General features: G+C 43.6%; 17 protein-coding genes. 12 read left to right on the forward strand and 5 right to left on the reverse strand.

Features of this window, described 5'->3' with window-relative positions; all coding sequences use genetic code 11:
* The 4 genes from FQV28_RS11185 to FQV28_RS11205 all read left to right on the forward strand — a co-directional run.
* Positions 1 to 1,593: N-acetylglucosaminidase (locus FQV28_RS11185; RefSeq protein ID WP_186763847.1), on the forward strand; the 1,593-nt coding region annotated here is incomplete at its 5' end.
* 215 nt (positions 1,594 to 1,808) lie between these two features.
* The gene (locus tag FQV28_RS11190; RefSeq protein WP_146496529.1) at positions 1,809 to 4,619 is read left to right on the forward strand and encodes a peptidoglycan recognition protein family protein; all 2,811 of its coding nucleotides are present in this window, start codon (positions 1,809 to 1,811) and stop codon (positions 4,617 to 4,619) included.
* A gap of 256 nt (positions 4,620 to 4,875) precedes the next feature.
* A complete protein-coding gene (locus FQV28_RS11195; RefSeq protein WP_146496531.1) occupies positions 4,876 to 5,535 on the forward strand; it encodes a hypothetical protein in 660 nt (219 codons plus the stop codon).
* A 235-nt stretch (positions 5,536 to 5,770) separates the two neighbouring features.
* Positions 5,771 to 7,132 (forward strand): S1C family serine protease, encoded by a 1,362-nt coding sequence (locus tag FQV28_RS11205; protein WP_255472904.1) that lies wholly within the window; start codon positions 5,771 to 5,773, stop codon positions 7,130 to 7,132.
* A gap of 304 nt (positions 7,133 to 7,436) precedes the next feature.
* Here the strand turns inward: FQV28_RS11205 and FQV28_RS11210 are convergent, their stop codons facing one another.
* Positions 7,437 to 8,486, reverse strand: coding sequence for a C40 family peptidase (locus tag FQV28_RS11210; protein WP_146496536.1), 1,050 nt, complete (start codon positions 8,484 to 8,486; stop codon positions 7,437 to 7,439).
* 769 nt (positions 8,487 to 9,255) lie between these two features.
* The gene (locus tag FQV28_RS11215) at positions 9,256 to 10,023 is read right to left on the reverse strand and encodes a C40 family peptidase (protein ID WP_146496538.1); all 768 of its coding nucleotides are present in this window, start codon (positions 10,021 to 10,023) and stop codon (positions 9,256 to 9,258) included.
* Between the two features lie 1,063 nt (positions 10,024 to 11,086).
* On the opposite strand from FQV28_RS11215, the gene FQV28_RS11220 reads away from it, so the two are divergent.
* The 3 genes from FQV28_RS11220 to FQV28_RS11230 all read left to right on the forward strand — a co-directional run bounded on the left by FQV28_RS11220 (position 11,087) and on the right by FQV28_RS11230 (position 18,203).
* Positions 11,087 to 12,106, forward strand: a complete 1,020-nt coding sequence (locus tag FQV28_RS11220) for an acyltransferase (RefSeq protein WP_146496540.1) — start codon at positions 11,087 to 11,089, stop codon at positions 12,104 to 12,106.
* A gap of 136 nt (positions 12,107 to 12,242) precedes the next feature.
* Positions 12,243 to 15,293: a S8 family serine peptidase gene (locus tag FQV28_RS11225; protein ID WP_146496542.1), complete on the forward strand. Its 3,051-nt coding sequence runs from the start codon at positions 12,243 to 12,245 to the stop codon at positions 15,291 to 15,293.
* Between the two features lie 951 nt (positions 15,294 to 16,244).
* Positions 16,245 to 18,203, forward strand: a complete 1,959-nt coding sequence (locus tag FQV28_RS11230) for a bifunctional 2',3'-cyclic-nucleotide 2'-phosphodiesterase/3'-nucleotidase (protein ID WP_146496544.1) — start codon at positions 16,245 to 16,247, stop codon at positions 18,201 to 18,203.
* A 658-nt stretch (positions 18,204 to 18,861) separates the two neighbouring features.
* On the opposite strand, the gene FQV28_RS11235 is transcribed toward FQV28_RS11230, so the two are convergent.
* A complete protein-coding gene (locus tag FQV28_RS11235; RefSeq protein ID WP_186763848.1) occupies positions 18,862 to 19,794 on the reverse strand; it encodes a nuclease-related domain-containing protein in 933 nt (310 codons plus the stop codon).
* Between the two features lie 111 nt (positions 19,795 to 19,905).
* On the opposite strand from FQV28_RS11235, the gene FQV28_RS11240 reads away from it, so the two are divergent.
* Together FQV28_RS11240 and FQV28_RS11245 are read left to right on the forward strand one after the other, a co-directional pair.
* Positions 19,906 to 20,826, forward strand: a complete 921-nt coding sequence (locus FQV28_RS11240) for a trypsin-like peptidase domain-containing protein (protein ID WP_146496751.1) — start codon at positions 19,906 to 19,908, stop codon at positions 20,824 to 20,826.
* 349 nt (positions 20,827 to 21,175) lie between these two features.
* Positions 21,176 to 21,391, forward strand: coding sequence for a hypothetical protein (locus FQV28_RS11245; protein WP_146496547.1), 216 nt, complete (start codon positions 21,176 to 21,178; stop codon positions 21,389 to 21,391).
* 76 nt (positions 21,392 to 21,467) lie between these two features.
* Here the strand turns inward: FQV28_RS11245 and tagU are convergent, their stop codons facing one another.
* A complete protein-coding gene (gene tagU, locus FQV28_RS11250; protein WP_146496549.1) occupies positions 21,468 to 22,385 on the reverse strand; it encodes a polyisoprenyl-teichoic acid--peptidoglycan teichoic acid transferase TagU in 918 nt (305 codons plus the stop codon).
* 14 nt (positions 22,386 to 22,399) lie between these two features.
* On the reverse strand, positions 22,400 to 23,194 hold the full coding sequence (locus tag FQV28_RS11255) for an SGNH/GDSL hydrolase family protein (protein WP_146496551.1): 795 nt from the start codon (positions 23,192 to 23,194) through the stop codon (positions 22,400 to 22,402).
* A 166-nt stretch (positions 23,195 to 23,360) separates the two neighbouring features.
* Here FQV28_RS11255 and FQV28_RS11260 point away from each other — a divergent pair, with 166 nt between their 5' ends.
* From FQV28_RS11260 to FQV28_RS11270, 3 genes are read left to right on the forward strand one after another with little or no spacing between them, the layout of a single operon-like run.
* Positions 23,361 to 24,089, forward strand: a complete 729-nt coding sequence (locus FQV28_RS11260) for a YveK family protein (protein WP_146496553.1) — start codon at positions 23,361 to 23,363, stop codon at positions 24,087 to 24,089.
* Between the two features lie 3 nt (positions 24,090 to 24,092).
* Positions 24,093 to 24,797 carry a CpsD/CapB family tyrosine-protein kinase gene (locus FQV28_RS11265; RefSeq protein ID WP_146496555.1) on the forward strand — a complete coding sequence of 235 codons (705 nt, stop codon included), beginning with the start codon at positions 24,093 to 24,095 and terminating at the stop codon, positions 24,795 to 24,797.
* A gap of 48 nt (positions 24,798 to 24,845) precedes the next feature.
* A complete protein-coding gene (locus tag FQV28_RS11270) occupies positions 24,846 to 25,613 on the forward strand; it encodes a tyrosine-protein phosphatase (protein ID WP_146496557.1) in 768 nt (255 codons plus the stop codon).
* Positions 25,614 to 25,876: the final 263 nt, after the last annotated feature.

Below are 25,876 nucleotides of genomic sequence, written 5' to 3' on the forward strand. Positions count from 1 at the left end.
CACGAAACGGACTTAGCGGTCGGCTTGGAAAGCAGCACAAGCCAACTCGGCCACCTGAACAGCGGAACCGTTAAAATTTACAAAGACTATGCAAATTCCGCAGATGCCATCGAAGCGGGAACAGACCATACGCACGAAGTGTACTACATCAAAAAACAGGCGGAATACAATGGCAATCTATACTACTTGATCAGTCGCAGCCCTAGCAGCACATCGGGGGCAGTTGGTTGGGTTAAGAACTCAGATATGTCGGTCCAAATTCATCTAGGAGTAGATAGAGAAGCGAAAACATTCTATGTAAAAGGAACAGGCAGCGCTTATTCAAAAGCATGGGGTGGGAACAAAAACTTGGTTATTAGCAGTTTGGCATCGTTAGAAGATGCAGCATTCGCAATCAATCTTACAGAAAAAGTAGGAGATGATGTGTGGTATCGAGGTGTGCTTAGTGGAAAGACTGTCTGGATTCATGAAGATAATTTGATCAAAATACAAACGATATACAGCAAATATACTCATACATTTGAGGAAGCTTTAACCAAACAAATGGGCGTTTTGCAACAAACTGATAAATATAGAAATAGCGCTGCTTATGTTGCTAGTTCGAACATTGGGGCAGCTATTACTGCAGATAAAACGAATTTACGTAGAGCTACTAAATTTGAAGATAATATTGCGCATATTGTAAGCAAAGGAACACCTGTAACAATTGTGAGAGAAGTTCCGGGCGCCTTATCTTCAGGCAGTACAAAATGGTATGAAATTAAATATGCTGGAGAAACGTTATACGCACATTCATCTGTAGTAAATCCCACGGCAATCATTGCAAAAGCAAATGTCATGAGTGCACAAAGTGGAACCAGTCATGTTTACGGAACTCTTGCTGCAGGAACAGGGGTGACGATAAAGAAAAAAGGCACCGCATGGCATGAAATTAGCTACAATGCATGGAGAAATCCAACTCGAAGCGATGTCGCAGAATACCTGAATCCAAGTAATAACGATAAGTTCCAACACTTGTTATTATCATCAAGTGCTGGGGTATCAACGATAGAATTAAACAGAGTACTGGTTGGAAAAGGAATATTAACAGGTCACGGCCAGACCTTTATAAATGCTGGCAAGCAATATGGTGTAAACGAAGTTTACTTGGTTTCGCACGCTTTATTAGAAACCGGACAAGGAACTTCACCACTTGCAAGCGGTGTAGAGGTCGGAAAAAATGCGGTCGGCCAATTAGTAGTAGTAACGGTTGCTAACCGCTCAAGCCTTAGTGATATTAAAACAACTTACAATATGTTCGGTGTAGGTGCAGTTGATGGCAATGCTTTGGCTGCGGGTGCTATTAAAGCCTATAATTCTGGCTGGTTTTCCCCTGAAAAAGCAATAGAAGGGGCTGCTAATTTCATTAGCACAAACTATTTAAAGAAAGGCCAGGATACTCTTTACAAAATGCGCTGGAACCCAGCGGTACCTGCAACGCATCAGTACGCATCTGACATCGGTTGGGCTGACAAGCAAACCGCACGGATGAGATCTTTGTATAGTATGTTAGATTCTTACACAATTACATTAGATATTCCCGAATATAAGTAAGTTAAACCTAAAAATATAAAAAACTTAAAATTTCTTAGATTAATAAATATCTTATTATGAAGAAATAGTGAATACATTTGTTCAAAGCTATTTCTTCCCTTTCTTTTATTAATAGATTTTATAAAAGTAACTTATGTAAAATCCAGCCAAGAATCATAGGAAAAGTGCATAAACTATAAGACTTAGCATCTTTAATTAAAAATTTGGAGGAAAAAATGAAGAAATTAATTATCTTGATGACGTTTTTTTTACTTTGCAGCTCTTTGTTCCCGGCACAATTTTTAGCAGCAGACACGGAAAAGGACACCATTCAAGAAAGTACTGCGGAATCTGATGAATACAATGAATTTGGTATTAAAAAAGGCACTATGGTCCATGGAGAAGATATCAGCGAATTGAGTGAAGAAGAACTTCAATACATTCCTGAAGGCTGGAGAGATGGCGTGTTCGAAGATGGTCACGGCCATGCAGAAGGAGAAGGCCATGAAGAAGAAGTTCCAGAAGGTGCAATGACACGGTCGGCCTATCAAAATGTGAATGATTATATCGCTAAAAATAAATTCACTACAGCTAAAATAGAATATGACTATAAACCAGCTTTCCTGAAAATGAATTACCGTGGTGGATATGGAAAAGTAGAAGGCGTTGTTGCACATGAAACAGCGAATGATTCTTCTACAATAATCAATGAAATAGATTATATGACAAGAAATTGGCAAAATGCTTTTGTTCATGCATTTGTAGATCACGAACGCATTATTGAAATTCATCCAACCAATTACAGTGTTTGGGGCGCAGGACGCTATGGCAACGAGCGATTTGCCCAAGTGGAACTCGTGCGGGTCCATACGTTTGATAAATTTGCACGATCAATTGACAATTATGCTACTTATGTTGCAAGCATTTTATATAAAAACAAATTAGGAGTTAGTACTGCAAAGGCAACTTCAATTTATCCTAAAGATGGGACAGGAACTTTGTGGTCTCATTCAGATGTTACAAAAATCTTGGGTGGAACAACTCATGTTGACCCACACGGTTATTTCGCGAAATATGGTTACAACTGGTCTGAGTTTGTTGAACTTGTACAATTAAAATACAAACAAATGGCGGGTACAGCACCAGTAACACCTGTCTCAGCCCCAAAAGAAACAACCACAAGCAAACTAGGGCATATTAAAAGCGCAACAGTAAAAATTTATCCAAAATTAACTGAATCCAAATCTTTCACAGCAGGTACAACTTATACGCATGCAGTTTATTACATTAAAAAGCAAGCCGTAATGAATGGAGTTACGTATTATTTGCTAAGCAAAAACCCAAGCAGCACAACCGGTGTGGTTGGATGGGCGAAAGCATCAGATATTTCAGCACAAACTCATGTAACAGTAGACAAAATTGCTAAGACGTTCTATGTAAAAGGGACGGGCAGCGCTTATACGAAAGCGTGGGGCGGATCACAAGACTATTTCTATAAGAGCCTTGTCAACAGTACAGATAAAGAATTCAAAGTCAATTTGACTGAAAAAGTAGGAAGCACCATCTGGCATCGGGGAGTAGTAAATGGCAAAACTGTATGGATTGAGGAAAAGAATCTGAAAGATACAAGAATGTCTAATACAAGTAAGTTAGGCCATATTAAAAGTACAGCAGTGAAAATTTATCCGGATCTCGCTAACTTGTCTAAATCAATCACAGCTGGAACTACTTATACGCATGCAGTCTACTACATCAAAAAAGAAGCGGTAAAAAATGGCGTGCCATATTATTTGCTAAGCAAAAACCCAAGCAGCACAACCGGTGTGGTTGGATGGGCGAAAGCATCGGACATTTCAGCACAAACTCATGTAACGGTGGACAAAAACGCCAAGACGTTCTATGTAAAAGGGACGGGCAGCGCTTATACGAAAGCGTGGGGCGGTTCACAAGACTATTTCTACAAAAGTTTAGCTAATAGTGCAAACCATGAATTCAAGGTCTTTTTAACCGAGAAGGTAGGAAGTGCAATTTGGTACCGAGGCATAGTGAATGGCAAAACTGTATGGATTGAAGCGAAGAATCTTTTAACTGAACAAGCAGCTGTAAAAACTAGTTTCAATACTACAAGTAAGCTTGGCCATATTAAAAATAGCGATGTTAAGATTTATCCAAACTTAGAAGACGTAACAAAAACTTTGACGGCGGGTTCAACTTATACCCATGCCGTCTACTACATAAAGAAAGAAGCTGTAAAAGATAGTGAAAGGTATTATCTTCTAAGCAAAAATCCTAGCACCACAAGTGGTGTTGTTGGCTGGGCGAAAGCATCGGATATTTCAGTGCAGGCTCATGTAGGTGTAGATAAAACAGCTAAAACGTTCTACTTCAAAGGAACTGGCAAAGCTTACAGCAAAGCGTGGGGCGGCTCTAAGGATTTAGTTGCTAGCCAGCTCGGTTCGTACGAAAATAAAGAATTTAAAATCAACCTAACAGAAAAAGTAGGAGAATCGATTTGGTACCGGGGAGTTATTGATGGAAAAACAGCTTGGGTCCACTCAAAAGACATTACGCAAGCTCAGGCATCACGTACAAGTAAATTAGGACATTTAAATAGTACAGGTGTAAAAATTTATCCAAATATAGATGATTTAGCTTATTCAATAACGGCAGGAACCACTTATACGCACGCCGTCTATTATATTAAAAAAGAAGCTGTATTAAATGGAGTCACCTACTACCTTTTAAGCAACAACCCGAGCAGCACGAGCGGGGTTGTCGGTTGGGCGAAGGCCTCTGATATCTCAGCGCAAACGCATGTGACAATTGATAAAACAGCAAAGACGTTTTACATTAAAGGAACAGGCAGCGGCTATAGCAAAGCATGGGGCGGGTCTAAGGACTACGTTTACCAATCTTTAAGCTCGTTTCAAAACCAAACGTTCAAAGTCAATCTGACTGAAAAAGTCGGAAGCGCAATTTGGTACCGCGGCACATTGAATGGCAAGACTGTTTGGATCCACCAGACATCCTTAAACACAAACAGATGACTAATAAAGGAGGCACGCTGAATTGCTCAGCGTGCTTCTTTTTGATGAAATGAAACTTTGGAATTTTATTACATACAAAAGTTAAACGAGTTTGCATAAATATTAATAGTGTCTACATTCATAGGTTTCATGAAAAAATTTCAAACTACTTATGACAATAGTATAGTTGTTAGAAAAATCAAAAAAATATCATCATTTTCTTCCAGAAACTTGTATAATTGTTTACAACCCCGATAATAATGAAGAGGTGGAATCATTGGAAAAACATGTGGTATGCAAGTTATTAGCAAGTTTCCTATTGTTCTTGTCTGTCAGTTTGCCAATTGGCCTATCGCCGCTTGCGGCAGGAGAAGCTCAACAAACAGAGGAAGAGCCAATGTTTGTAGTAGTTGGCCCTGGTGGTCCGTCTACTCCAGGCAAGCAAGAAGCAGATCCTAGTTTTTCCGGTAAGACAGCGGTCGTTGTTGCGGGAGTGGCGGATGATAATGGCAATTTGGCCATCCACTTCAGCGAAGTGACAGTTGCAAAACTTCTTGTCAGCAAAAAACCGTTAGAAATTGATATGTCCCCAGCGGACTTGACTTTCTCAGCTGACAATGTAAGGGAAATTGTAGCTGCAGCAGGAGATGCATTCACATTGCAGCTCGGATACGATTACGCAAATAAAGTCGGCAACCGTACTGCTGTAACTGATCAGATTTCAATCGGTGTGAAAAACGTAGGCGGAAATAACAAATCGGTCAACTTTTCTCCTGCAGCCAAACTGGCATTCAACGTAAGCAGCAGTGCGAAAAACTTAAAAGGCGCAAAAAAAGCAGCCAACGGACAATGGAAAAACACAGCAGGGAAGAAAAGCGGCAAAACATTCACCATTTCGATGAAGGATCTTGGAAGCTATACCGTTGTTTCCAATTAACTAATAACGATAGAAGAAGGCTGGAAACCTTTTAAAAGGTGATTCAGCCTTTTTGCATGGAGCAAAAATTAAATTGATTATCCATCTTCTTTTTGTTATATTAGTTCGAGGAATTGTAAATTTCTCTTGTCCTAGTAACAATTGCGCAAGTTGCTTAATTGTTAATTTAATATGAAACTATAAGGATTTTAGAACGTCTATTACTTGACCACTAAAGATGAAAAGAGTTGAACATATGAACAAGCGATTGGAAAATAGAAAATCCGCTCAAACGAGAAAACGCATATTCATGGCCATATGGTCTTTTATTTTATTAGCGGCTATCGGACTGGGGAGCTACTTTTTAGTTGCTACGCCTGATTCGTCAGCACAGCTGGTCAGCAAACAAGATTCATTTGCCGGAAAAACGTACGCCGGATTTAAAATAGCGGAAGAAGACATTGAAACATTGCAGCCGCCAGAGCCTCCGATAGAAGGCACTGTAGAAGATGTGAGAGAGGAAACGGCTGAACCGACTGAGGAAGAACCTGCAGAAGAACCTGTAGAAGAACCTGCGGCAGAGCCGGTTCCCGAAGTGATCGAAAGCACGGAGCCAGTAGTGGCACCGAAAAAAGATTTATCAACAACGATTGCCAATGCAAAATCATACGTCTATACAATTTACACAGACTTAGAGCAAGGCTCCGGGTTTTTATTTAACTCAAAAGGAGATGTTTTAACAAACGCCCACGTGGTCAAAGATGCGTCATATGTCGTTCTGACGAACAGCGACGGCCAGGAATTTTCTGGACAAGTAATCGGGATATCGGAAACTACAGATGTTGCACTCGTTCGCGTGGATGCCTTGGCGGGGAAAGAGCCGATGGAGATGGAAATGTCCCAAGTGGATGTAGGCACGGAAGTATTCGCCCTTGGAAGCCCTGAAAACATCAGCAATACCGCAACAGAAGGCAAAATCACGGATGTTAACAAAAACTTCTCGGACGATTACGAATACAAGAATCTATACGAAATGGACGCAACCATCAAAAAAGGTTCAAGCGGCGGACCGTTGATTGCAGCAGAATCCGAACGCATCCTAGGCATCAACTCGATTATTCTAGAAGATGATCCGAACATCGGCTACGCCATTCCAATCTACACGGTCATCGACCAACTGAACGAATGGGTCAAAAACCCGATGCAGTACGAAGAAGGCGAAGTAGTGCTGCCGGATGTCAAAGATGCCCACTTTGATGAAGAGCTCTTACAGAGCTTTATAGAGGCCTATTACGAGCTGATCCCGTACTCATTGAATGACCAGCAAATAACCTATTACCAATCTTACTTGCTTCCAGGAAGCCAAGGAGAAACAGAAGGCAAGAAACTTGTTGAAGAACTGGCAATAGAGGACCGAATCTTCGACGTCGTCAAGCCGACCATCAAGAACATTGAAATTGGCGAAGAAGAGGCCGTTATCGAAGCGGAAGCCGTCTTCACTTTCCATAGTCCAGAAAATGATGAAACAGCCACCATCACGCACAATAAGCGATATACGGTCATCATTGACGAATACGGCGATTACATGATCGAAACAATTGAAGACAATCAAGAATAAGCAAAAAGCCCGGGGATCGATCCCCGGGCTTTTTGCTTATGGAAAATGGAAGAGGAGTGGAGAAGGTGGAGTTGGGAGGGGAAGGGGAAACGGCTGGAAAAATTTGCTTCATGAAGTTAGTGTATTCTTACATGAACTCGCAAACCTTCTACATGCAGTTTCCTGTTTTTTAGGTGACGAACAAAGGTTTCTTCAAGTGCTTCTCGCATTGCTGCATGACTTTCTCGCACCACACCAGTAAGAAGCGATTCAAGAAAGAAAAAACCGGCTATCGAAAAATCGACAGCCGGTCCGTTTAATGTTTTTAGAAGCTTCTGAAGCTGTGGAACTTCTTGCCCCAGTAAGAATCGTTCAAGCTTACGACAGCCGCTTTAGAGCCGCCAGCGTGTACGAACTGGTTGTTGCCGATGTAAATCCCCACGTGAGAGATGCCAGCGCGGTAAGTGTTCGCGAAGAATACCAGATCTCCTGGTTGCGGAGAAGAAACTGCATGTGTTTCCGCGTACTGAGTAAGTGTAGTACGTGACACAGATTTTCCAGCTTGTTTGAATACGTACTGGATGAATCCGCTGCAGTCAAATCCTCTAGTAGTTGTACCGCCAAATACATACGGTGTTCCTCTTAAAGCTAATGCTTCAGAAACAACTTTAGAGTCAATTGATGAAGAGCTAGAAGCCTTTTTCACAGTGCTAGAAGCTTTTTTAGCTGTAGCAGGGGTAAGCAATGTGCTTAAAACCCAACCAGATTTAGAACCGACTTTTACTTTGTACCAAGTTTGGCTGCCGACTTTCTTTTGCTGGGATGCAGTAGCTGTAGCACCCTTTTTACCGACAGTTACGACTTTGTATTTAGTGCCCGCATCTTGGCGGACATTCGTATTGTACTTTAATTTGTAAGTGCCTGATTTTGCTGTTGCTTTACTTGAAGATGAAGCTTTTTTAGCGGTAGTTTTAGTAGCCGCTTTTTTCACAGTTGTTTTCGAAACAAGTGTACTTAAAACCCAACCGGACTTCGAACCGACTTTTACTTTGTACCAAGTTTGGCTGCCGACTTTCTTTTTATAAGTAGCGGTTGCCGTGGCACCTTTTTTAGCAAGGGTGACTTTTTTATATTTAGTGCCCGCATCTTGGCGGACATTCGTGTTGTATTTGAATTTATATGTTCCAGACATTTTTGTAGCTTTGCTTGAAGCAACTTGCTCGACATCCAAGTTTTGCTCGCTAGTTATTGACTGGTTTGCGACTGCTGTAGTGATAGCATTTGTTTTAGAGTGAATCGCCGCTTCTGCATCTGTGGCCGAGTTAGATAAGATCAATGAACCTGCTGCTAACATTGTAAAGAATAATTTTCTCATTGTTTTCCCCTAACGTTTTTTGTTATCCCAGAATAAGGATTAAGTGTTCTCTCTCTGTTAACCACTATAGGGACTTTGGGCACAAAAAACAATGTCAGTGACATTTCGAAAGTATTACAATTGTGTTACGAAATAAAAAACCGCTTACAAAAGCTGTTATAACAAGGTTTTGAAGAAAAGAATAAATGTTTAGAAACTGTGAAAAAAGGATATATTAAACAGTTTTAAAGGAAAATTAATCTGTTTCAATTCATATTTTCAAGAAAAATAAGCTTGAAATATATAATCTAATAGGTGGTTTTTAAAAATTGGTATGACTGGATTCAAGAAAAAAGGCGGAAGAGCGACTAATCGAAAAGGGTCATTGGAACTATCTGATAATTCAAGGAAACGGCTTTTTTATAAAAGAGAAAGTTTTATTTAGGAGAAAATTGCCGGGAAAGTTATTCCAAACTAATTTATTGATTATTTAATAAAACAACCAAATATTATCATGCCTTTGTTGATTGAATGATTGGGCTTTGTGGCAAGTGAATGCAGCGGCCGAAGGAAAAATGAGTTTCTTCTATATATACATTTAAAACTCTGCGGTTTGAGGGGAAGCGGATATTGGAGTCGGTTCAATGAAAAATTAGTAAAGACATGTCGAAATCTCGTTTGTTCATGTAAAAATTCAACCTTCGGCCAGACGACTTATTCTATTCACAAAAGCCCATAAGATACAAAAAAGCCAACACCGAATTTTCGGTGTTGGCTTTAACTGTATTTATTAGAAGCTTCTGAAGCTGTGGAATTTAGAACCCCAGTAAGAATCATTCAAGCTTACGACTGCTGATTTAGAACCGCCAGCGTGTACGAACTGGTTGTTGCCGATGTAGATCCCGACGTGAGAGATCCCAGCGCGGTAAGTGTTCGCAAAGAATACTAAATCTCCTGGTTGCGGAGAAGAAACTGCTTTGGTTTCAGCGTATTGAGTAAGGGTAGTGCGTGAAATGTTTTTGCCTGCTTTTTTGAATACGTATTGAATGAATCCGCTGCAGTCAAAACCTGATGTTGTAGTTCCGCCAAATACGTAAGGAATTCCTTTAAGAGATAAAGCTGTTGACACAACTTTAGAATCTAGTGAAGAAGAGCTTGATACTGTAGTAACTTTTTTAGCAGTTGAAGATTTTGAAACAAGAGTGCTCAAAACCCAACCAGTTTTAGAACCGGTTTTCACTTTGTACCAAGTTTGTCCGTTGACTGTCTTTTTATGGGTTGCTGTAGCAGTTGCGCCTTTTTTAGCGACTACGACAACTTTGTATTTAGTGCCCGCATCTTGGCGGACGTTTGTGTTGTATTTGAATTTATATGTTCCAGACATGGCAACTGCTTTACTTGAAGCAACTTGCTCAACATCTTGTGTGTTAACTGAAGTTTCATATGCGACCGCTGTGTTAGCGTTTGAAGTAGAGTTGATCGCCGCTTCTGCATCCGTGGCTGAGTTAGATAAGACCAATGAACCTGCTGCTAAAATTGTGAAGACTAGTTTTTTCATTGATTGTTTTTCCCCTAACGTTTTATGTTATCCAAGAATAGGATTAGGTGTTTCGTTCTCTGCTACTTACTATAGGGGGTAGAACTGTTAAAAACAATGTTAATTCGATTGCAGTTATATTACAGTTGTATGACAATAACATTTATTGCTTGAAAACGTTGATTTAACGGGGTTTTTGAGAGGTTAGAAGAGGGAGAAAAAATGTTTGAAAAGAGAAAAAGGTGGGAAAGAAAAGAAATTGTGCAAAAAACCGTATGGAATTTAACATAATTATTGGTAATTTTTTCTTTTAATAGTATGTAAATTTCTAATTACTTGGTAATTATGATGATAATAATACTAAAAAATAAAATAAAAAATAATCTATTTCCCTATACGTAGACTTCTACGTAATTTACAAATTTTTACTCTCAGCATAAAGAAATAAAAGCCTTTTTTTTGCTCCTGGATCTGAAACAGTCGGAAAGACCACCTGTATTAAGACAGTTCTTGTTACTAGAATAACATTCAAGTTGGCTCCAGAATAAGAGGAGAAAAATATTATTTTATATTAAAAATTTGCCTGTAATTTCACTCAAAAAAATATTATTTCAATATTTAAAAATGGTATTTTTAATATAATGCAATTTTCTTATTACACAGATTGTTTGTTTTCTTGTTTCCTTATGTCCATTTCCTCCGGACAATTGTGCTTCTTATATAGAAGAATTTTCTTTTTCTTCTAGTACAATGACTTAAGCTGGTAAATACATTATTCAAATGCGGAAGATGAAAGCCTCACACAGCTGCGAAGAGCCAAGTTGCAAAAACAAGGCATCCGCAGCCGCGAATGCCGATCACCCATCAAGCCCTTGCACCAAGAAAGTTGGAACTCGCAAGCGAAAAGTTGGAACTCATCTCCACTAAGTTGGAACTCACTCGAGTAAAGTTGGAACTCGCCTCCAAAAAGTTGGAACTCACTCAAAAACTCGCCACATCCTAAAAGTTTCATCTTCCCAAAGGTGGGGGAAAGGAAAACTGACACCAATACATATAAAACATCTAAGAGAAAGGGGGTGCACAAATGGCGAAAAGGTACGACTACATGGATTGGCTCCGTGTGTTGTCGATTTTTGCTGTGGTGGGCATCCATGTGGTTTCAAGTGTCGTCAACCATATACCGCCGACCGAATGGCAGTGGCAGTACGCCCATGCGCTTGGTTCGACTCTCCGCTGGTGTGTGCCGGTCTTTTTTATGTTAAGCGGAGCATTGCTGCTGACGCGAAAGCCGGATGAGCCGGTTTGGGATTTTTTGAAAAAGCGGTTGGCAAAAGCCTTTATTCCGCTTTTTTTCTGGAGCGGCATTTATCTTTTATACCGAATTTTCGAACAGGGCCGTTCATACACGGCGATGGAAGCGGTACAATTGTTTTTCGGAGAAGATATTTACTTTCATTTGTGGTTCCTCTATACGATCATCGGCCTTTACTTGATGGCGCCGTTTCTTCGGATCCTCGTCCACCACATGAGCCAAAAAACATTCCTGTACTTTCTTGGGTTCTGGTTTTTGTTCTCCGGCATCTTCCCGGTGCTGGAAAAATACTATCAGCTCGAAATGGCTTTTCCAGCAGGAATGTTCGAGCCTTACATCGGCTACTTTATGCTTGGAGCGTATTTGTTCCTGTACCCCATTTCAAAAAAATGGCTGCCGCTGCTCGGTGTCTTGGGCGCAGCGGGCATTCTTGTGACGCTTTTCGGCAACCTTTACTGGACAAACAGGGCGGGGGAATTCGATGGCTTCTTCTATGAGCATTTCCGTCCGAATTCGATGGCGATTACGTTATTCATTTTCGTCCTGTTCCAACAGTTGGCTCCGCGAATAAAACCGAATCCGCTGATCACCAAGCTCAGTCTCGCAACACTCGGCATTTACGTGATTCATCCACTTGTGCAAGTGTACTTGAACTTATGGTTTGGCATAGACGCTTATACGATCAATGCGGTAGTCGGCATTCCGCTCCTCTGGGTTTTGATTTACTTTATTTCATTTGGCATTATTCTGATCTTGCAGAAAATACCCATCATCAAATACATCGTTCCGTAGAAAGCACACCTCGCGTGTGCTTTTTATTTTTCTATTTATATAGAAGAAACTTACTTTAAAATCAAATATTTATGATAAACTGAATTTGTTAAAATTTTCAGATTTCCATACATACCATTTTAAGGAGGAGTTGGAAGTGGGCAAAACCGAAACGCAAAAGTTGTTCAATCGTATCTTGCCGCTGGTATTGATTTTATCGCTCTTATCACCGTTCTCATTATCAGCAGCAGAAAAAGAAAGCCGAGAGGAGAGCGACAGCGAACTCGCGGCAGCTGTTAAAGAACAGCTGAAGCTCTCAGCGCAGGGGCCAAGGCTCGACCGCGAGTTGAGGGATCTTAAAGGCGACAAGGAAGTGGCGGTCATCATCCATTTGGCGGAAAAGCCGATCGCGCTTGAAGAAGGCATCCGGGCTTCGAAAGGCCTGGCCTTTTCAAAAGAGCAGGCAACCGATATAAAGGCGAAAGTTGAAGCGCAGCAAACCGAAGTGCGGGCTGAACTCCAATCAAAGAACATCTCTTATGAAGAAACGCATTCTTACTCAACTGTATTGAACGGCTTTTCAGCGACCGTCAAAGCTGGCGATTTGAAAAAAATGCTGGAAGTGCCGGGCGTCCGCTTTATCGAACCGGACCATACCGTAAAAGCGATGGCAGATGGAGCGCCGCAAGCAGAAGCGCCGCAAGCGGCTACAGGGGCAGACCCGACGCCGTCACTTCTTGGTGTGGATAAGCTCTGGGCAGAAGGGATCCAAGGTGAGGGCGTCAAAGTGGCGGTGCTCGATACCGGCATTGACCCCGACCATCCGGAATTCAAAGGCGTCTATAAAGGCGGCAAAAACTTCGTCAAGTTTTCAGCCACTTACACAAAGCCGCGTCCGGATAATGACCCTTCCGAAACAAAGCCGTCGGAACGTCCGGCCAATATGCCCGAATATAACGAATGGGGAATTCCGTTTGCAACCTATCACGGCACCCACGTATCGGGAACGATTGCTGCCATCGGGGCAAACGAATTCGGCTTTAAAGGAATGGCCCCAAAAGTGGAATTGTACGCTTACCGGGTAATGGGGGCATATGGAAGCGGCCAAGTATCGTGGGTTCTGGCCGGCATTGAAGAAGCGGCGGAGCAGGACATGGATGTCCTCAATCTGTCGCTCGGCGTTTTCAACACTTCTGAATCCGAAAGTATGGCGTATGCGGTCAATAATGCCACACTCGCCGGCACGACTTCAGTTTTGGCAGGAGGCAATTTTGGTCCATACCGGACATCAGTGGGATCGCCGGGAACTTCCCGCCTTGGCATTACAGTCGGGAATACGACACTTCCCGAAGAACGCCATTCAGCGGCGGTCAATGCCACAGTTGGTGAATATAAACTGGAGAAACCAGCCAACTTGATGGCCACAACATTCAACGAAGACCCGGCAGCGCAATTGACCGGTGAATACGAACTTGTTTCCGTTCCGGAAGCGGGACAGGAGAAAGACTATGAAGGCCTCGATGTAAAAGGCAAAGTGGCTGTCGTCGCTCTCGGCCGCATCGTGCCGGAAGAGAAAATCAGGACTGCCAAAGCGCAAGGCGCTGTTGCGGTGTTCCTTCATAATGTCAGAAGAGGGGAAGGGGCTCCGGAAGCATCCGGACTCTTTATCGGCGACTCGTTTGATTTTATTCCGGCGTTCGACTTGTCCCAAACGGACGGGGAAGCGCTCCGGGCGCAGCTGAAAGATACTAAAGGAACGGTTACATTCGGTGATTTCAAAACGGCCAAAACCAAAGGTGATGAAGTGCATGTCACGAGCAGCCAGGGGCCAAGCACACCGAACTTTGACATCAAACCGGATGTAGTGGCGCCTGGAACACGCATTCTTTCAACCAAACCGATGTACAAAGCGGACTACCCGAATGCCGATTACACAAACGCTTACACGCGGGACTCCGGAACGTCCATGTCGGCACCGCATGTCACCGGAATTGCGGCCCTATTGAAGCAAGCTCATCCGGACTGGACGCCGTTTGACATCAAAGTCGCTATGTCGAACACCGCCAAAAACCTGGACAAAGAAAACTTTGATGTGTTCGCACAAGGGGCAGGGCGCGTCGAAGCCTACCAGGCAGCCCATCCTGAAGCACTCGCTTACGCCCAGGACCAGGCAGTCCAAAACCAGTCAGGTGCCTTGGTCGATAACCCGAAAGGAACCGTCACCTTTGGCAATCAATCCTTGAAAGAAAAGAACTTGTCCGTCGCCAAAAAGATCCTCGTCAAAGACATCACGGGAAAAGGCGGCGATTATAAAACAACCGTTGAAGTGACAAAGGCATTCGGGGATGCCAAAGTGACCGTCGATAAACCATCATTCACCTTATCGGGAGAACAGGAACTGACCGTCACATTGACGGCCAGTAAAAATCCGGAACAATTATTTGAAGCTGAAATTCTCGGGTATATCCATCTTACAAAAGGCGATGCCAAGCTTTCCTTGCCATTTGCCGCCAACTTTAGCGGAGTGCCCGTTGTGGAAATGCAAAACTTCGCTTTATCGGAAACTGATCTGTCTCCAAATGGTGACGGGGTGAAAGATGAAGGAACCTTGGATTTCACGTTGACCGGAGATTTGATCCGTTATGACATCACGCTATACGATTTAGGTGCAGAGTATGGGGAAGGCGTGCCTACTTTTTCAGAAGTGGGCTATCTGATGGAAGGAAATGAAATGAAAAAAGGGAAATACAATTTGCCAATCGATGGCCAGTACTACCCGTGGAACGGAGATCCGAAAAAACGCATACCGGACGGTGTCTACTCCATCCAATTTAATGGCGAAGCCGCTCCGGACGTCCAATTCCCGTTTGTCTTCGGAACCGCCATGCCATTCTTCGTCAAAACGTCCAAACCGGACATTTCCGGCTCCGTCTCTGGCGGGGCAGCAACAGGAACAGTCACTGACCGGTACCTGGAATTCAACACGGTCCTAAAACTTTATGCCCTGGATTTCGACTTGAACGACAAACTACACGCAACCTACATCATCACCCGAAACGGGGCAGCAGAAGAACCAGTGCCATTCAACTTGGAACAAGACGGTTCCTTCTCCGTGCCAGTAGCGGAAGATGAAGCAATCGAAGCCATTACTGTGGTCGTGACAGACGCTGCGGGCAATAAAGGCGAGGCCGTCATCTATCAGAAGTGAGCAAAGCGGGAGGAGAAAATCCTCCCGCTTTTTTTTGTCTTTTTCGCGGGAGGATGGAGCTTTTGGGGGAGAAGTTGTAACTCGGAGGGGAAAGGTTGGAACTCGCAGAGAGAAAGTTGTAACCCGTGCGGAAAAGGTTGTAACTCGCTCGATGCAGCTAGAAAAAAGATTTGTTTGAAGGCTTTTCGCTTCGGCGAAAAGCCCTTACCCCAAAAAGAAGGCATTCGCAGCCACGAATGCCGATCACCCAGCCAGCTCTTAGGTAGGAAAGTTGGAACTCATGACGGGAAAGTTGGAACTCAATAGAAGAAAGTTGTAACTCGAGGGGGAAAAGTTGTAACTCGAGATTGGAAAGTTGTAACTCGCCAAATGCAGCTAGAAAAGAGATCTATTTGAAAGCTTTTCGCACCAGCGAAAAGCCCTCACCCCAAAAAGAAGGCATTCGCGGCCACGAATGCCGAACACCCAGCCAGCTCTTAGGTAGGAAAGTTGGAACTCATGAGGGGAAAGTTGGAACTCGAGGGAGAGAAGTTGGAACTCACGGAGAGAAAGTTGTAACTCGTGCGGAAAAGGTTGTAACTCGCTCGATGCAGCTAGAAAAAAGATTTGTTTGAAAGCTTTTCGCTTCGGCGAAAAGCCCTCACCCCAAAAAGAAGGCATTCGCAGCCGCGAATGCCGAACACCCAGCCAGCTCTTAAGTGGAGAAGTTGGAACTCACAAGGAGAAAGTCGGAACTTGCCTCTCAACCTCCATTTCCAACTGATATTTTCCAGGAAATAAAATCTGACAATTCGAAAATCATTTCCCGGGAAATGATTCTAGAAGTGTGTGAAATGTAAAAACTATTAAGAAAAAACTTAATTATTACATCTTAGTTACAAAAAACGATTATTCAATAAATTCTCTATATAATAAAATAGTTGGAAAAATCACTATTAGGGAGATGGAACAATGTCGATTCAAAAGAAAGCGGCGATGACTGCTTCAGCAGTGGTACTCGCTGTAAGCGGTTTAGTATCAGTGGACTCAACGGCACTGGCAGCAAAAAATGCAGTGGACAACCCGGGTAAAGGTCTGGAAAAACAGGAAGTATCGCTTCGCATTCTCGGCACATCTGATATACACACGAACTTCGTGAATTATGATTATTACCAAGACAAAATTTCAAATAGCCTCGGATTAGCAAAAACAGGGGTTCTTATAAAGCAAGCACGTGCAGAAAGCAAAAACTCGCTGTTGTTTGATAACGGCGACTTGATTCAAGGAACACCGCTTGGCGGCTACAAAGCGACTGTCGACAAATTGGAAGACGGCGAGTTGCACCCGGCATATGCGGCACTTGAATCTTTGGACTTTGACGCATCCACTCTTGGGAACCATGAGTTCAACTTCGGCCTGGATTACTTGGACGAAACAATGGACGACGCACCGTTCCCGGTACTGAACGCGAACGTCTACGATGCGGAAACGGGCAAAAACCGCTTTACGCCATACACAGTCATCGACAAAGAAGTCGTTGACAACAAAGGCAAAAAACAGACGATCCAAGTAGGTGTCATCGGTGTTGTTGCGCCGCAGATCATGAAATGGGACCGCGTAAACCTTGAAGGCAAAGTGGTGGCAAAAGACGCAGTCGAATCCGTCAAGAAGTTCTTGCCGGAAGTGAAAAAAGCGGGCGCTGACGTTGTGGTTGTCCTTTCTCATTCAGGCATGGGCGATGAAGTATACGAAGTCGGCGAAGAAAACGTCACCTACCAACTTTCTGAGGTTGAAGGAATCGATGCCATCATCACTGGCCACAACCACGAAACATTCCCAGGCGCTTACAAAGACCTTCCGAATGTCGACCAAGAACAAGGCACGATCAATGGCACGCCAGTCGTTATGCCAGGCAAGTTCGGTAGCCACTTGGGCGTCATCGATTTGACATTGATGCCTAAAGGCAAAGAATGGACCGTTGTTGAAGAAGAAGCGGAACTTCGCGCTATAGACACAGCTACTGATGTCGTGGCTGAAGAAGTCGTCGATGCAGTAAAAGAAGCGCACGAAGCGACAATCGACTATGTCCGCCAACCAGTGGGTGAAACGTCTGCACCGATCAACAGCTATTTCTCACTTGTCAAAGACGATCCTTCTGTGCAAATTGTCAACAATGCACAAAAATGGTTTGTTGAAAATAAAATCGCAGGAACAGCTAACGCTGACTTGCCGCTCCTAACAGCGGCAGCTCCGTTCAAAGCAGGTTCACGCAACGGTGCTGAGTACTACACGGATATCGCAGCAGGCAGCATCGCAATCAAAAACGTCGCTGACCTTTATGTGTTCGACAACACGCTATTCGCTTTGAAAATGACCGGGGCAGATGTAAAAGAATGGCTTGAAATGTCAGCTGGCCAATTCAATCAAATCAACCCATCAGCAACTGGCGAACAAGCATTGATCAACAACGACTTCCGCACATACAACTTTGACGTCATCGATGGCGTAAACTACGAAATTGACGTAACGCAGCCAGCGAAATACGACAAAGATGGCAACTTAGTGAATGAAACAGCAAACCGCATCAAGAACCTTACGTATAATGGACAAGCTGTAGCAAACGATCAAGAATTCCTGGTCGTTACGAACAACTACCGTGCGAGCGGCAACTTCCCAGGTGTCCGCAACGCATCTGAAGAAATCGACTTTGCTTACGAAAACCGCCAAGCTATCATGGATTATATGGTAGATTTTGGAACAATCAACCCGTCTGCTGACGGCAACTGGAACTTTGCGCCAATCGGCAGCGGAGCAACACTCACGTTCGAAAGCTCACCTAAAGCCCAAGACGTGATCCCAGCAGACAGCGGCATCAAATACGTGGCACCAGTTACAAACGGCTTTGCTAAATTCTCAATAGAAGTTGAATAAACAACAGTAGGAAGAAGCCATTCACTCCAGAAGTGAATGGCTTCTTTTTTGTGGGAGGAGTGGAGGTGAGAAGATGGAACATGGGAGAAGAAGTTGGAACTCAGAGGCGAAAAGTTATAACTCAAAGAGAAGAAGTTGTAACTCGCTGCCTACAAATTGTAACTCGACCTCAATAAGTTGTAACTCACCCTCCTAGCAACAAAAAACTATTTTGATAGCTTTTCGCCTCGACGAAAAGCCCTCACTCCCAAAAGAAGGCATTCGCAGCTGCGAATGCCGATCATCCAGCAAGCTCATAGGTGAAGAAGTTGGAACTCAGGCACAAAAAGTTGTAACTCGCTGCCCGCAAGTTGGAACTCGACGCCAAAAAGTCGTAACTCACCCTTCCAGCAACAAAAAAACTAATTGGAAAGCTTTTCGCCCAGGCGAAAAGCCCGCAACCCCCAAAAGAAGGCATTCGCAGCCGCGAATGCCAATCACCCAGCAAGCTCATAGGAGAGGAAGTTCTAACTCAAACACAAAAAGTTGTAACTCGAGGGGAAGAAGTTGTAACTCAGAGGCGAAAAGTTGTAACTCACTCCCAAAAAGTTGGAACTGAGTCACGAAAGGTTGTAACTCACCCTCCCATTCAGCGAATGCTAACCAATTTACAACCGCCTCACTCCACTCTCTGATAAACCCTTGACCCCTCAATCCGAACAAACCCCATCTTCCGCATCAAATACCCAACCGCATGTTTGTCCTTCAATCCCAAATATGCTTGAAGCTGCTCGCCGCTTATACCAGGCGTGGCGAATTCGAACCAATCGTCAAGCGCCCGCTCGTAGCCATCGACAACTTTTGCCTGACACGAATTACATATAAAAGTTCGCTGGCTCATTCTGCGGCATGGGCTGCCACAGGAGCCGCAAAGGACACCTTTTTTCAAATCCTTCGTTTCGTAGAAGTATGTTTTAGAGTAGTCGGTTTTGAGGAAAGGGGAATGGTGATTAATCAGAAGTTGGCCAATGGCCTCCATTTCGCTAAAGGGCATCAAGCGGCCTGTCTGGGGGAGGCGGGAGATGAAGTGGTTCAATGCGTTGCCATAAACAAGAGGTATATCTTTCGGTGCCCGCTCGACCAGTGTCGAGGAGTAGGGGAGTACGATTGCGGTATGGATCGGCAGCTTCACACCTAGACGATCAACTATCAAAGCCAGCTCTTCTTTTGCATTCCACACTTGAGTGGCGGGGGAGTTAAAGCCCAGTCTTGTTCCGTCGCGGGTTTCTTGTTCCATGTGGAAGCTTGTTTCATTGAACAGTAGCGTACCTGAGAAATTCTTCACTTCCAAAATCAGCGCAAAAGCGGGCGTCAGCACCACCGTGTCAATCTGGCAAAACCTTTCCGCCAGCTGCAAGTCGGCAACCGCCACATGGGGAATCCTCAACCGCTTCAAGATTGCATCCACATATTGCTCTCCGCCAAATCCAGCTCTCACTTTATAATGGTCCTGGGCTATATCTTCCCAGCACTCATGGCTCTTCGGCAATCGGTGCATCAATCTAGGCAAAGCCGCCAGCAAATGCGGGGCCGTCCGTTCTTTCATAAACATGGCATACCTCCTTTCCCTGTAGTATATCATTAAATTTATTTAATTTTCAGACTTATATTTAATGATCCGGGTATACTACCCATAACACCACTTCGTAGGAGGGAGACCGCTATGTTTTGTTCCAATTGTGGATACAAAAACAGAGAGACAGCGCATTATTGCATAGACTGCGGCCAGCCTGTGGACAGAATCACCCGGATGCATAAAAAAGGTAAACGCAACAAAGTACAAGCAATCTTCCTTTCGCTGCTGCTCATCGGGGCGGGATTTTCCGCCGCCCGGCTTACCGATGAACAAACTGTCCAACCCATGTCACTGGAAGCGGAAAACACCACCCAATCTTTAACCCAGCAGCCTGAAGCAGAAGCGGCCCCTCCTCAGACCGAAAGCGCGAAAGAAAAGAAAGACATTATCCAAGAAACCCGGCATAAAGTTTTCACAATCGAATCAGACGAAGTGTCCGGGACTGGATTCCTGTTCACCGATAGCGGCATACTCATCACCAATGCCCACGTAGTTTCCGGAAACAGCGACTTGCTCGTCCGCAGTGCAGACGGGGAGGAAGAGTCGGGGCGCGTCATCGGCATTTCGGTGGTGGACGATGTAGCGCTTGTCCAAGTTGATGCTTATGCCGGAAATACGCCGATTGAAGTCGAATCAAACCAAACAGAAGTCGGCACGGAAGTTATCGCATTCGGCAGTCCGTCCGGTTTTGAAAACTCCGCTTCTATCGGATACGTCACCGGAGAAGGGCGCGACTTTGAACATAACTTCATCTACAAAGACATGTACCAGATCGATGCACAGCTCGCACCTGGCTCGAGCGGCGGTCCGCTTGTCGACGCTGCAACCGGAAAAGTCATTGCCATCAACTCGATCCAATACACAGACGGCATCTCCATCGGCTTTTCAATCCCGATGCACACAGTCGAAGACCTTCTTACCGACTGGCTGAACAACCCGATGTCCCAGGAGGAAATAGAACAAATCTTGGATCAGCCAAGTGAAAGCGAATGGAGCAGAAGGAACTAACCATCATCTATTCAATCAAGAAGGGCACGTCTCAAAGGATGTGCCTTTTTACTTAGGAAGAAATAAAAGAGTTAAAATGAAGCAAGCACACTCCACAAACAATAAGGGAACCGAAGAAATGCCTAAACTTGCTTACCAATATCGAATTATTAGAATCAATAAACAAATAAATATAATAGGGTATAAAGTCACGGTTTTTTCGCTTTTTCTGCTTTATCTCAGAAAAATCACAAGATATATTAAAATAATGTGTAATTTAGACTAGTCAAAATGTCATTCTACCTATATACTGGAAATAGATTAACAGACAGAGAGAAAATCTAAAACGGGGAAGAAGGTTGAAGGGGCTATGGAAAATTACAATTTCTACAAAGAGAAGATTGAAAAGCAGTACAACCAAGACTTGAAAGAGATTTTAACCACACTTTACATCACCAACGAGCAAGGGCCGTCCGTCAGTGCCAAACAACTGGGCATTCCGCGGAAAGCATTTATTCACTTTGTAAACCACTATGGATTAAAACCGCTTAAGTTAGACGACATAAAAAAAAAAGTTCTGGCTTGAACAACTAACTGCATCACTCACCATTTAAAATCCACGCATGCAAAAAACCACGTTCTCAAAAGAGAACGCGGTTTTCTTATAGTTCTAAATGGCTCTTCAATGTTTCCTGGATCTCGGCCAATTCAGCGTCATTCATCATGTAATACCAAATGCCGTCGATGGTTTCACCCGTGCCGTCTTCAACAATGATCTGGTCGACTGTGCCGACCGCGTCGCGGTAATTGCCTTGCACTTCGACCATTTCATCGAACGTCATGTTCGTGCGGACGTTGTCGCCGAGTGCAGTAAATATGTCTTTGTAGTTCACCAAGCTGTTGACGGATGCGCCTTCACGCATAATGCCTTGCAGCACTTGCTTCTGGCGGTCTTGGCGGCCGAAATCGCCGCGCGGATCTTCATATCTCATGCGGACATAGCTTAACGCTTTATCGCCGGTCAAGTGGATATTGCCGGCTGCGAAATCGTCGAAAGCAAATGAATTATTAACATCAACACCGCCGACTGCGTCCACGATATCTTTAAAGCCTTCCATATTCACCTGTACCACATAATCAATCGGGATATCTATTAAATTCTCGACTGTGGCAAGTGACATTTCAATGCCGCCGAACGCGTATGCGTGGTTGATCTTATCGGTCGTTCCATGCCCAACAATTTCTGTATACGTATCACGTGGAATCGATACCATCTTTGTCGATTTTTCAGTAGGATTGATTGTCAAAACAACAATCGTATCCGAGCGGCCGCTGTCGCCTTCGCGCTCATCGACGCCAAGCAATAGGACAGAGAATGGATCTTTCTCATCAAACACGACTTCTTCGGTCCGTTTGTCTGATTTCTCACGGTCAATCGGTTCGTGCATTTCTTCCAATGTGTTCGTAAAGCTGTTATAAACCATAAACAAGTAAACGCCAAGCCCTACAACAAGCAGTCCCAGTATCCCGACAATCCATGGCCATTTTTTCTTTTTTGTTTTTTTTCTGCGGCTTTCCATCGTTCTTTCCCCCGTTATTCAGCTATAAAATAGCCCTTCAATTCGTTTGCCCAAGTCTGTGAACCGGTGTCATTTGGATTTTTTTCTTCCGTCAAGTAATCTTGGAGTGCTGGGTCCGTAGTAGCAGGCCAAGCAGACCAGTGATTAATATACACAATATCACTCAAAGAAGCAAATTCTTCCAAAGCATTCACTTGCGTCAAATAATACCCGGCGCCGTATATTGGCTGTGGAGGCTGCAGCAGCAATACTGCGTCACTAACTTCCGTTTGAAGCTGCCCATAAAACGCCTCAATATGTTCGTGTTCCACTTCAATTTCGACCAAGCCATTATTGTTTAATGTGAACGGTTCAAAGAGAACCACATCGTAGTCGCTGGATAAATCAATTTCTTCTTCTATAAATTCAGCGGAAGTCCCGTCAAATGAAACAGCATCCACTTCGATAAATCCGCCGTAAGCTTCTTCAATCGCGCGTTCCAGCTCTTCACCATAGCCAACATCCCCAGCGTCCATCGCTTCCGATCCCACAATCAGCAGTTGAACTTTCTCGTCTGCCTCAAAGCGGTCCGTGAAAACTTTCTGCACGCTTTCGTCCAACTCAGCCATCAAACGCTCCAGCTGGTCTTCCGTTACAACTTGCTTTATCGGCTCAGAGGTTTCAGCCTTTTCCTCTTTTTCTTCTATAAGAGTGGCAGCTTCTGCAGGCTTTGTGCTTGCCGCTGCAAGTTTATCTTTCCATGTTATGTAACTAAATCCTAAGAGTACAATACATCCAATGACTAATAAAATAGCGATTAATTTTCTCAATTCCTTATTAAACTCCTTTCAATAACTTGCGATTTCTAACCATAAACATAGCATAATTAAATCTATTAGCCTATAAAACTTTTTAAAAATGGAAGTTCCAAAGGCACCACCTTATGCTATACTAGCATAAGTGTTTAAAAAGACCATTAAAGGAGCCACCACGTACATGGAAGAAACCATCAGTTTGCAAGACTTGTTCCAAACCTTGAAAAAGCGCCTCGGATTGATCGCTTTGCTGACAATTTTAGCTGTCACGATTGCCGGTGCTGTATCATATTTGTTCCTCACGCCAATCTACGAGACCTCGACGCAAATTCTCGTCAACCAGGAAAAAACGGACGCCGCCACAGCGATCAACCAAAACATCCAAGCCGACTTGCAATTGATCAATACATATAGCGTCATCATTAAAAGCCCTGCAATATTAGATCAAGTGGAAGAACAGCTCAACTTAGGGTTAACGACAGAGCAGCTGACCAATAAAATCACAGTTGCGACTGCAGAACAATCACAAGTCGTCAATGTCTCAGTGCAAGATCCAGACCCACAAGTTGCGGTAAACATTGCAAACACAACAGCGAACGTCTTCCAAGAAGAAATCCAGGAGTTGATGAGCGTTGATAACGTGTCGATCCTTTCTCCGGCAGTATTAAAAGAAAATCCTGCACCAGTTGCCCCAAACCCGATGATGAACATGGCAATTGCAGCTGTAATCGGTTTGATGCTCGGCGTAGGGATTGCATTCTTGCTTGAATACTTGGATACGTCCATGAAGACAGACCAAGACATCGAAGATATTTTAGGAATTCCATTGCTTGGGGTTATTTCGCCGATTCAAGAAAAAGCGGAGCTGACCGAAAAAGCGGCAACATCATCGAGAAGGAGAGCGGGTTAAGTTATGGCTAGAAGACAGAAAAAAGTATTGCAGCAAACAGCTCGTAAACTTATTGCGTTTACAACTCCTAAATCTTATGTAGCAGAACAATTCCGTACACTGCGTACGAACATCACATTCTCATCACCGGATACCGACATCCGGACAATGGTCGTGACTTCAGCAGCGCCTTCAGAAGGAAAATCGACGACTTCGGCGAACTTGGCCGTAGTTTTCGCCCAAGAAGGGAAAAAAGTGCTGCTCGTCGATGGCGATATGCGGAAGCCAACAACGCATTACACATTCCATATGGGAAATACGATCGGCCTTTCAAGCGTCTTGACTCGCCAAGCAACAGCAGAAGATGCTATCCGCCCAACAGCGGTTGAAAGGTTGGATCTTTTAACATGCGGACCCATACCGCCAAATCCAGCCGAACTATTGGCTTCAAAATCAATGGACCTGCTGATAAAACAATTAAAAGAAAAGTATGATTTAATCGTTTTTGATGCGCCGCCTGTTTTATCCGTAACTGATGGCCAAATTATAGCGAACAAATGTGATGGCACTGTTTTAGTAGTGAATTCAGGCAATACAGAAAAAGAAATGGCACTGAAAGCAAAAGAAGCCATTACGGCTTCAAATAGTAAAATTATTGGCGCTGTCTTGAATAATTATGTGTTAGCGAAAGATAGCCATTATTACCAGTATTACGGCTCTTCTGAGTAAAAAGGATTTCCTTTTTACTCTTTTTACTTGCCATAAGGAGGAAGCAGCATGATCGATACACATGCGCATATACTAGCCGGACTTGATGACGGCGCTGAAACGATGGAACTAACCCGAAAAATGTTAGAAGCGGCAGTGAAAGAGCAGATTACGGGCATCATCGCGACGCCTCATGCTTATCACCCGAATTTCAAAACCGATTTAGCAGCGTTAAACAACCAATTGGAACAAACTAAAAAATACATTAAAGAACAAAATCTGCCGATCGAGATATACAGCGGCCAGGAATGCCGGCTTTCAGAAAAGCTGCCGGAGCGCTTGAAAGCGGGTGAAGCGTTGACGCTAGCCGATTCGCAATACGTCTTGTTGGAACTGCCTTCATCAGGCGTGCCTGCATACACAGTCCAGATTATCCAACAGCTGATTACAAGCAATTACGTGCCGATCATCGCGCATCCGGAACGCAACCAAGGCATTATCGAAAAACCGGAACGCTTGCGCAAACTTTTGCTTCACGGGGCATTGGCTCAAGTGACAGCGGGATCAGTCGCCGGCAGTTTTGGAAAAGCCATTCAACGCACCGCAATGGACTTGATCGATGCCAACTTGATTCATGTCTACGGATCAGACATCCACAATTTGACCACTCGCCCATTTCTTTATAATGAAGGTTTGGATTATTTAGAGAAGAAGAACTACCATGAGATTGTTGATATCATGCTCGAGAATAATGACCGCATTTTGTTAAATGAAAATCTTCATGTACTGGAGCCGCAGAATATTACAAAATCAAAATGGTGGAATATTTTCGGATGATATTAGAACTTTGAAAATCGAATTGCTAATCAATTTATTAATATTAATTGCGTGAAAGCGTTTTACATTAAAATTTGAAAAAAAGTAATTTATTGATAAAAAAACTCTATCACTTCCAATAAATAGTATGCTAGAATGAGTTTAGAAGACGACGAGCGGGGAATAAGTAATGTTTAGGTTTGGATAGATAGTCCTTTTACCTAGTCATAATCTTATTAAAGAGTCGATTCGCTAATTGTACATAACAATTTGCATCGGCTTTT

The sequence above is a fragment of the Planomicrobium sp. CPCC 101079 genome (assembly GCF_007859275.1).
Lineage (GTDB): Bacteria > Bacillota > Bacilli > Bacillales_A > Planococcaceae > Planococcus.

Bases quoted from the DNA above. Each gene is read 5' to 3' on its own strand.
- FQV28_RS11265 (WP_146496555.1), top strand. From the start codon at position 24,093: ATGGCTAGAAGACAGAAAAAAGTATTGCAGCAAACAGCTCGTAAACTT.
- FQV28_RS11205 (WP_255472904.1), top strand. From the start codon at position 5,771: ATGAACAAGCGATTGGAAAATAGAAAATCCGCTCAAACGAGAAAACGC.
- tagU (WP_146496549.1), bottom strand. From the start codon at position 22,385: ATGGAAAGCCGCAGAAAAAAAACAAAAAAGAAAAAATGGCCATGGATT.
- FQV28_RS11210 (WP_146496536.1), bottom strand. From the start codon at position 8,486: ATGAGAAAATTATTCTTTACAATGTTAGCAGCAGGTTCATTGATCTTA.
- FQV28_RS11220 (WP_146496540.1), top strand. From the start codon at position 11,087: ATGGCGAAAAGGTACGACTACATGGATTGGCTCCGTGTGTTGTCGATT.
- FQV28_RS11245 (WP_146496547.1), top strand. From the start codon at position 21,176: ATGGAAAATTACAATTTCTACAAAGAGAAGATTGAAAAGCAGTACAAC.
- FQV28_RS11190 (WP_146496529.1), top strand. From the start codon at position 1,809: ATGAAGAAATTAATTATCTTGATGACGTTTTTTTTACTTTGCAGCTCT.
- FQV28_RS11215 (WP_146496538.1), bottom strand. From the start codon at position 10,023: ATGAAAAAACTAGTCTTCACAATTTTAGCAGCAGGTTCATTGGTCTTA.
- FQV28_RS11240 (WP_146496751.1), top strand. From the start codon at position 19,906: ATGTTTTGTTCCAATTGTGGATACAAAAACAGAGAGACAGCGCATTAT.
- FQV28_RS11260 (WP_146496553.1), top strand. From the start codon at position 23,361: ATGGAAGAAACCATCAGTTTGCAAGACTTGTTCCAAACCTTGAAAAAG.
- FQV28_RS11230 (WP_146496544.1), top strand. From the start codon at position 16,245: ATGTCGATTCAAAAGAAAGCGGCGATGACTGCTTCAGCAGTGGTACTC.
- FQV28_RS11270 (WP_146496557.1), top strand. From the start codon at position 24,846: ATGATCGATACACATGCGCATATACTAGCCGGACTTGATGACGGCGCT.
- FQV28_RS11235 (WP_186763848.1), bottom strand. From the start codon at position 19,794: ATGTTTATGAAAGAACGGACGGCCCCGCATTTGCTGGCGGCTTTGCCT.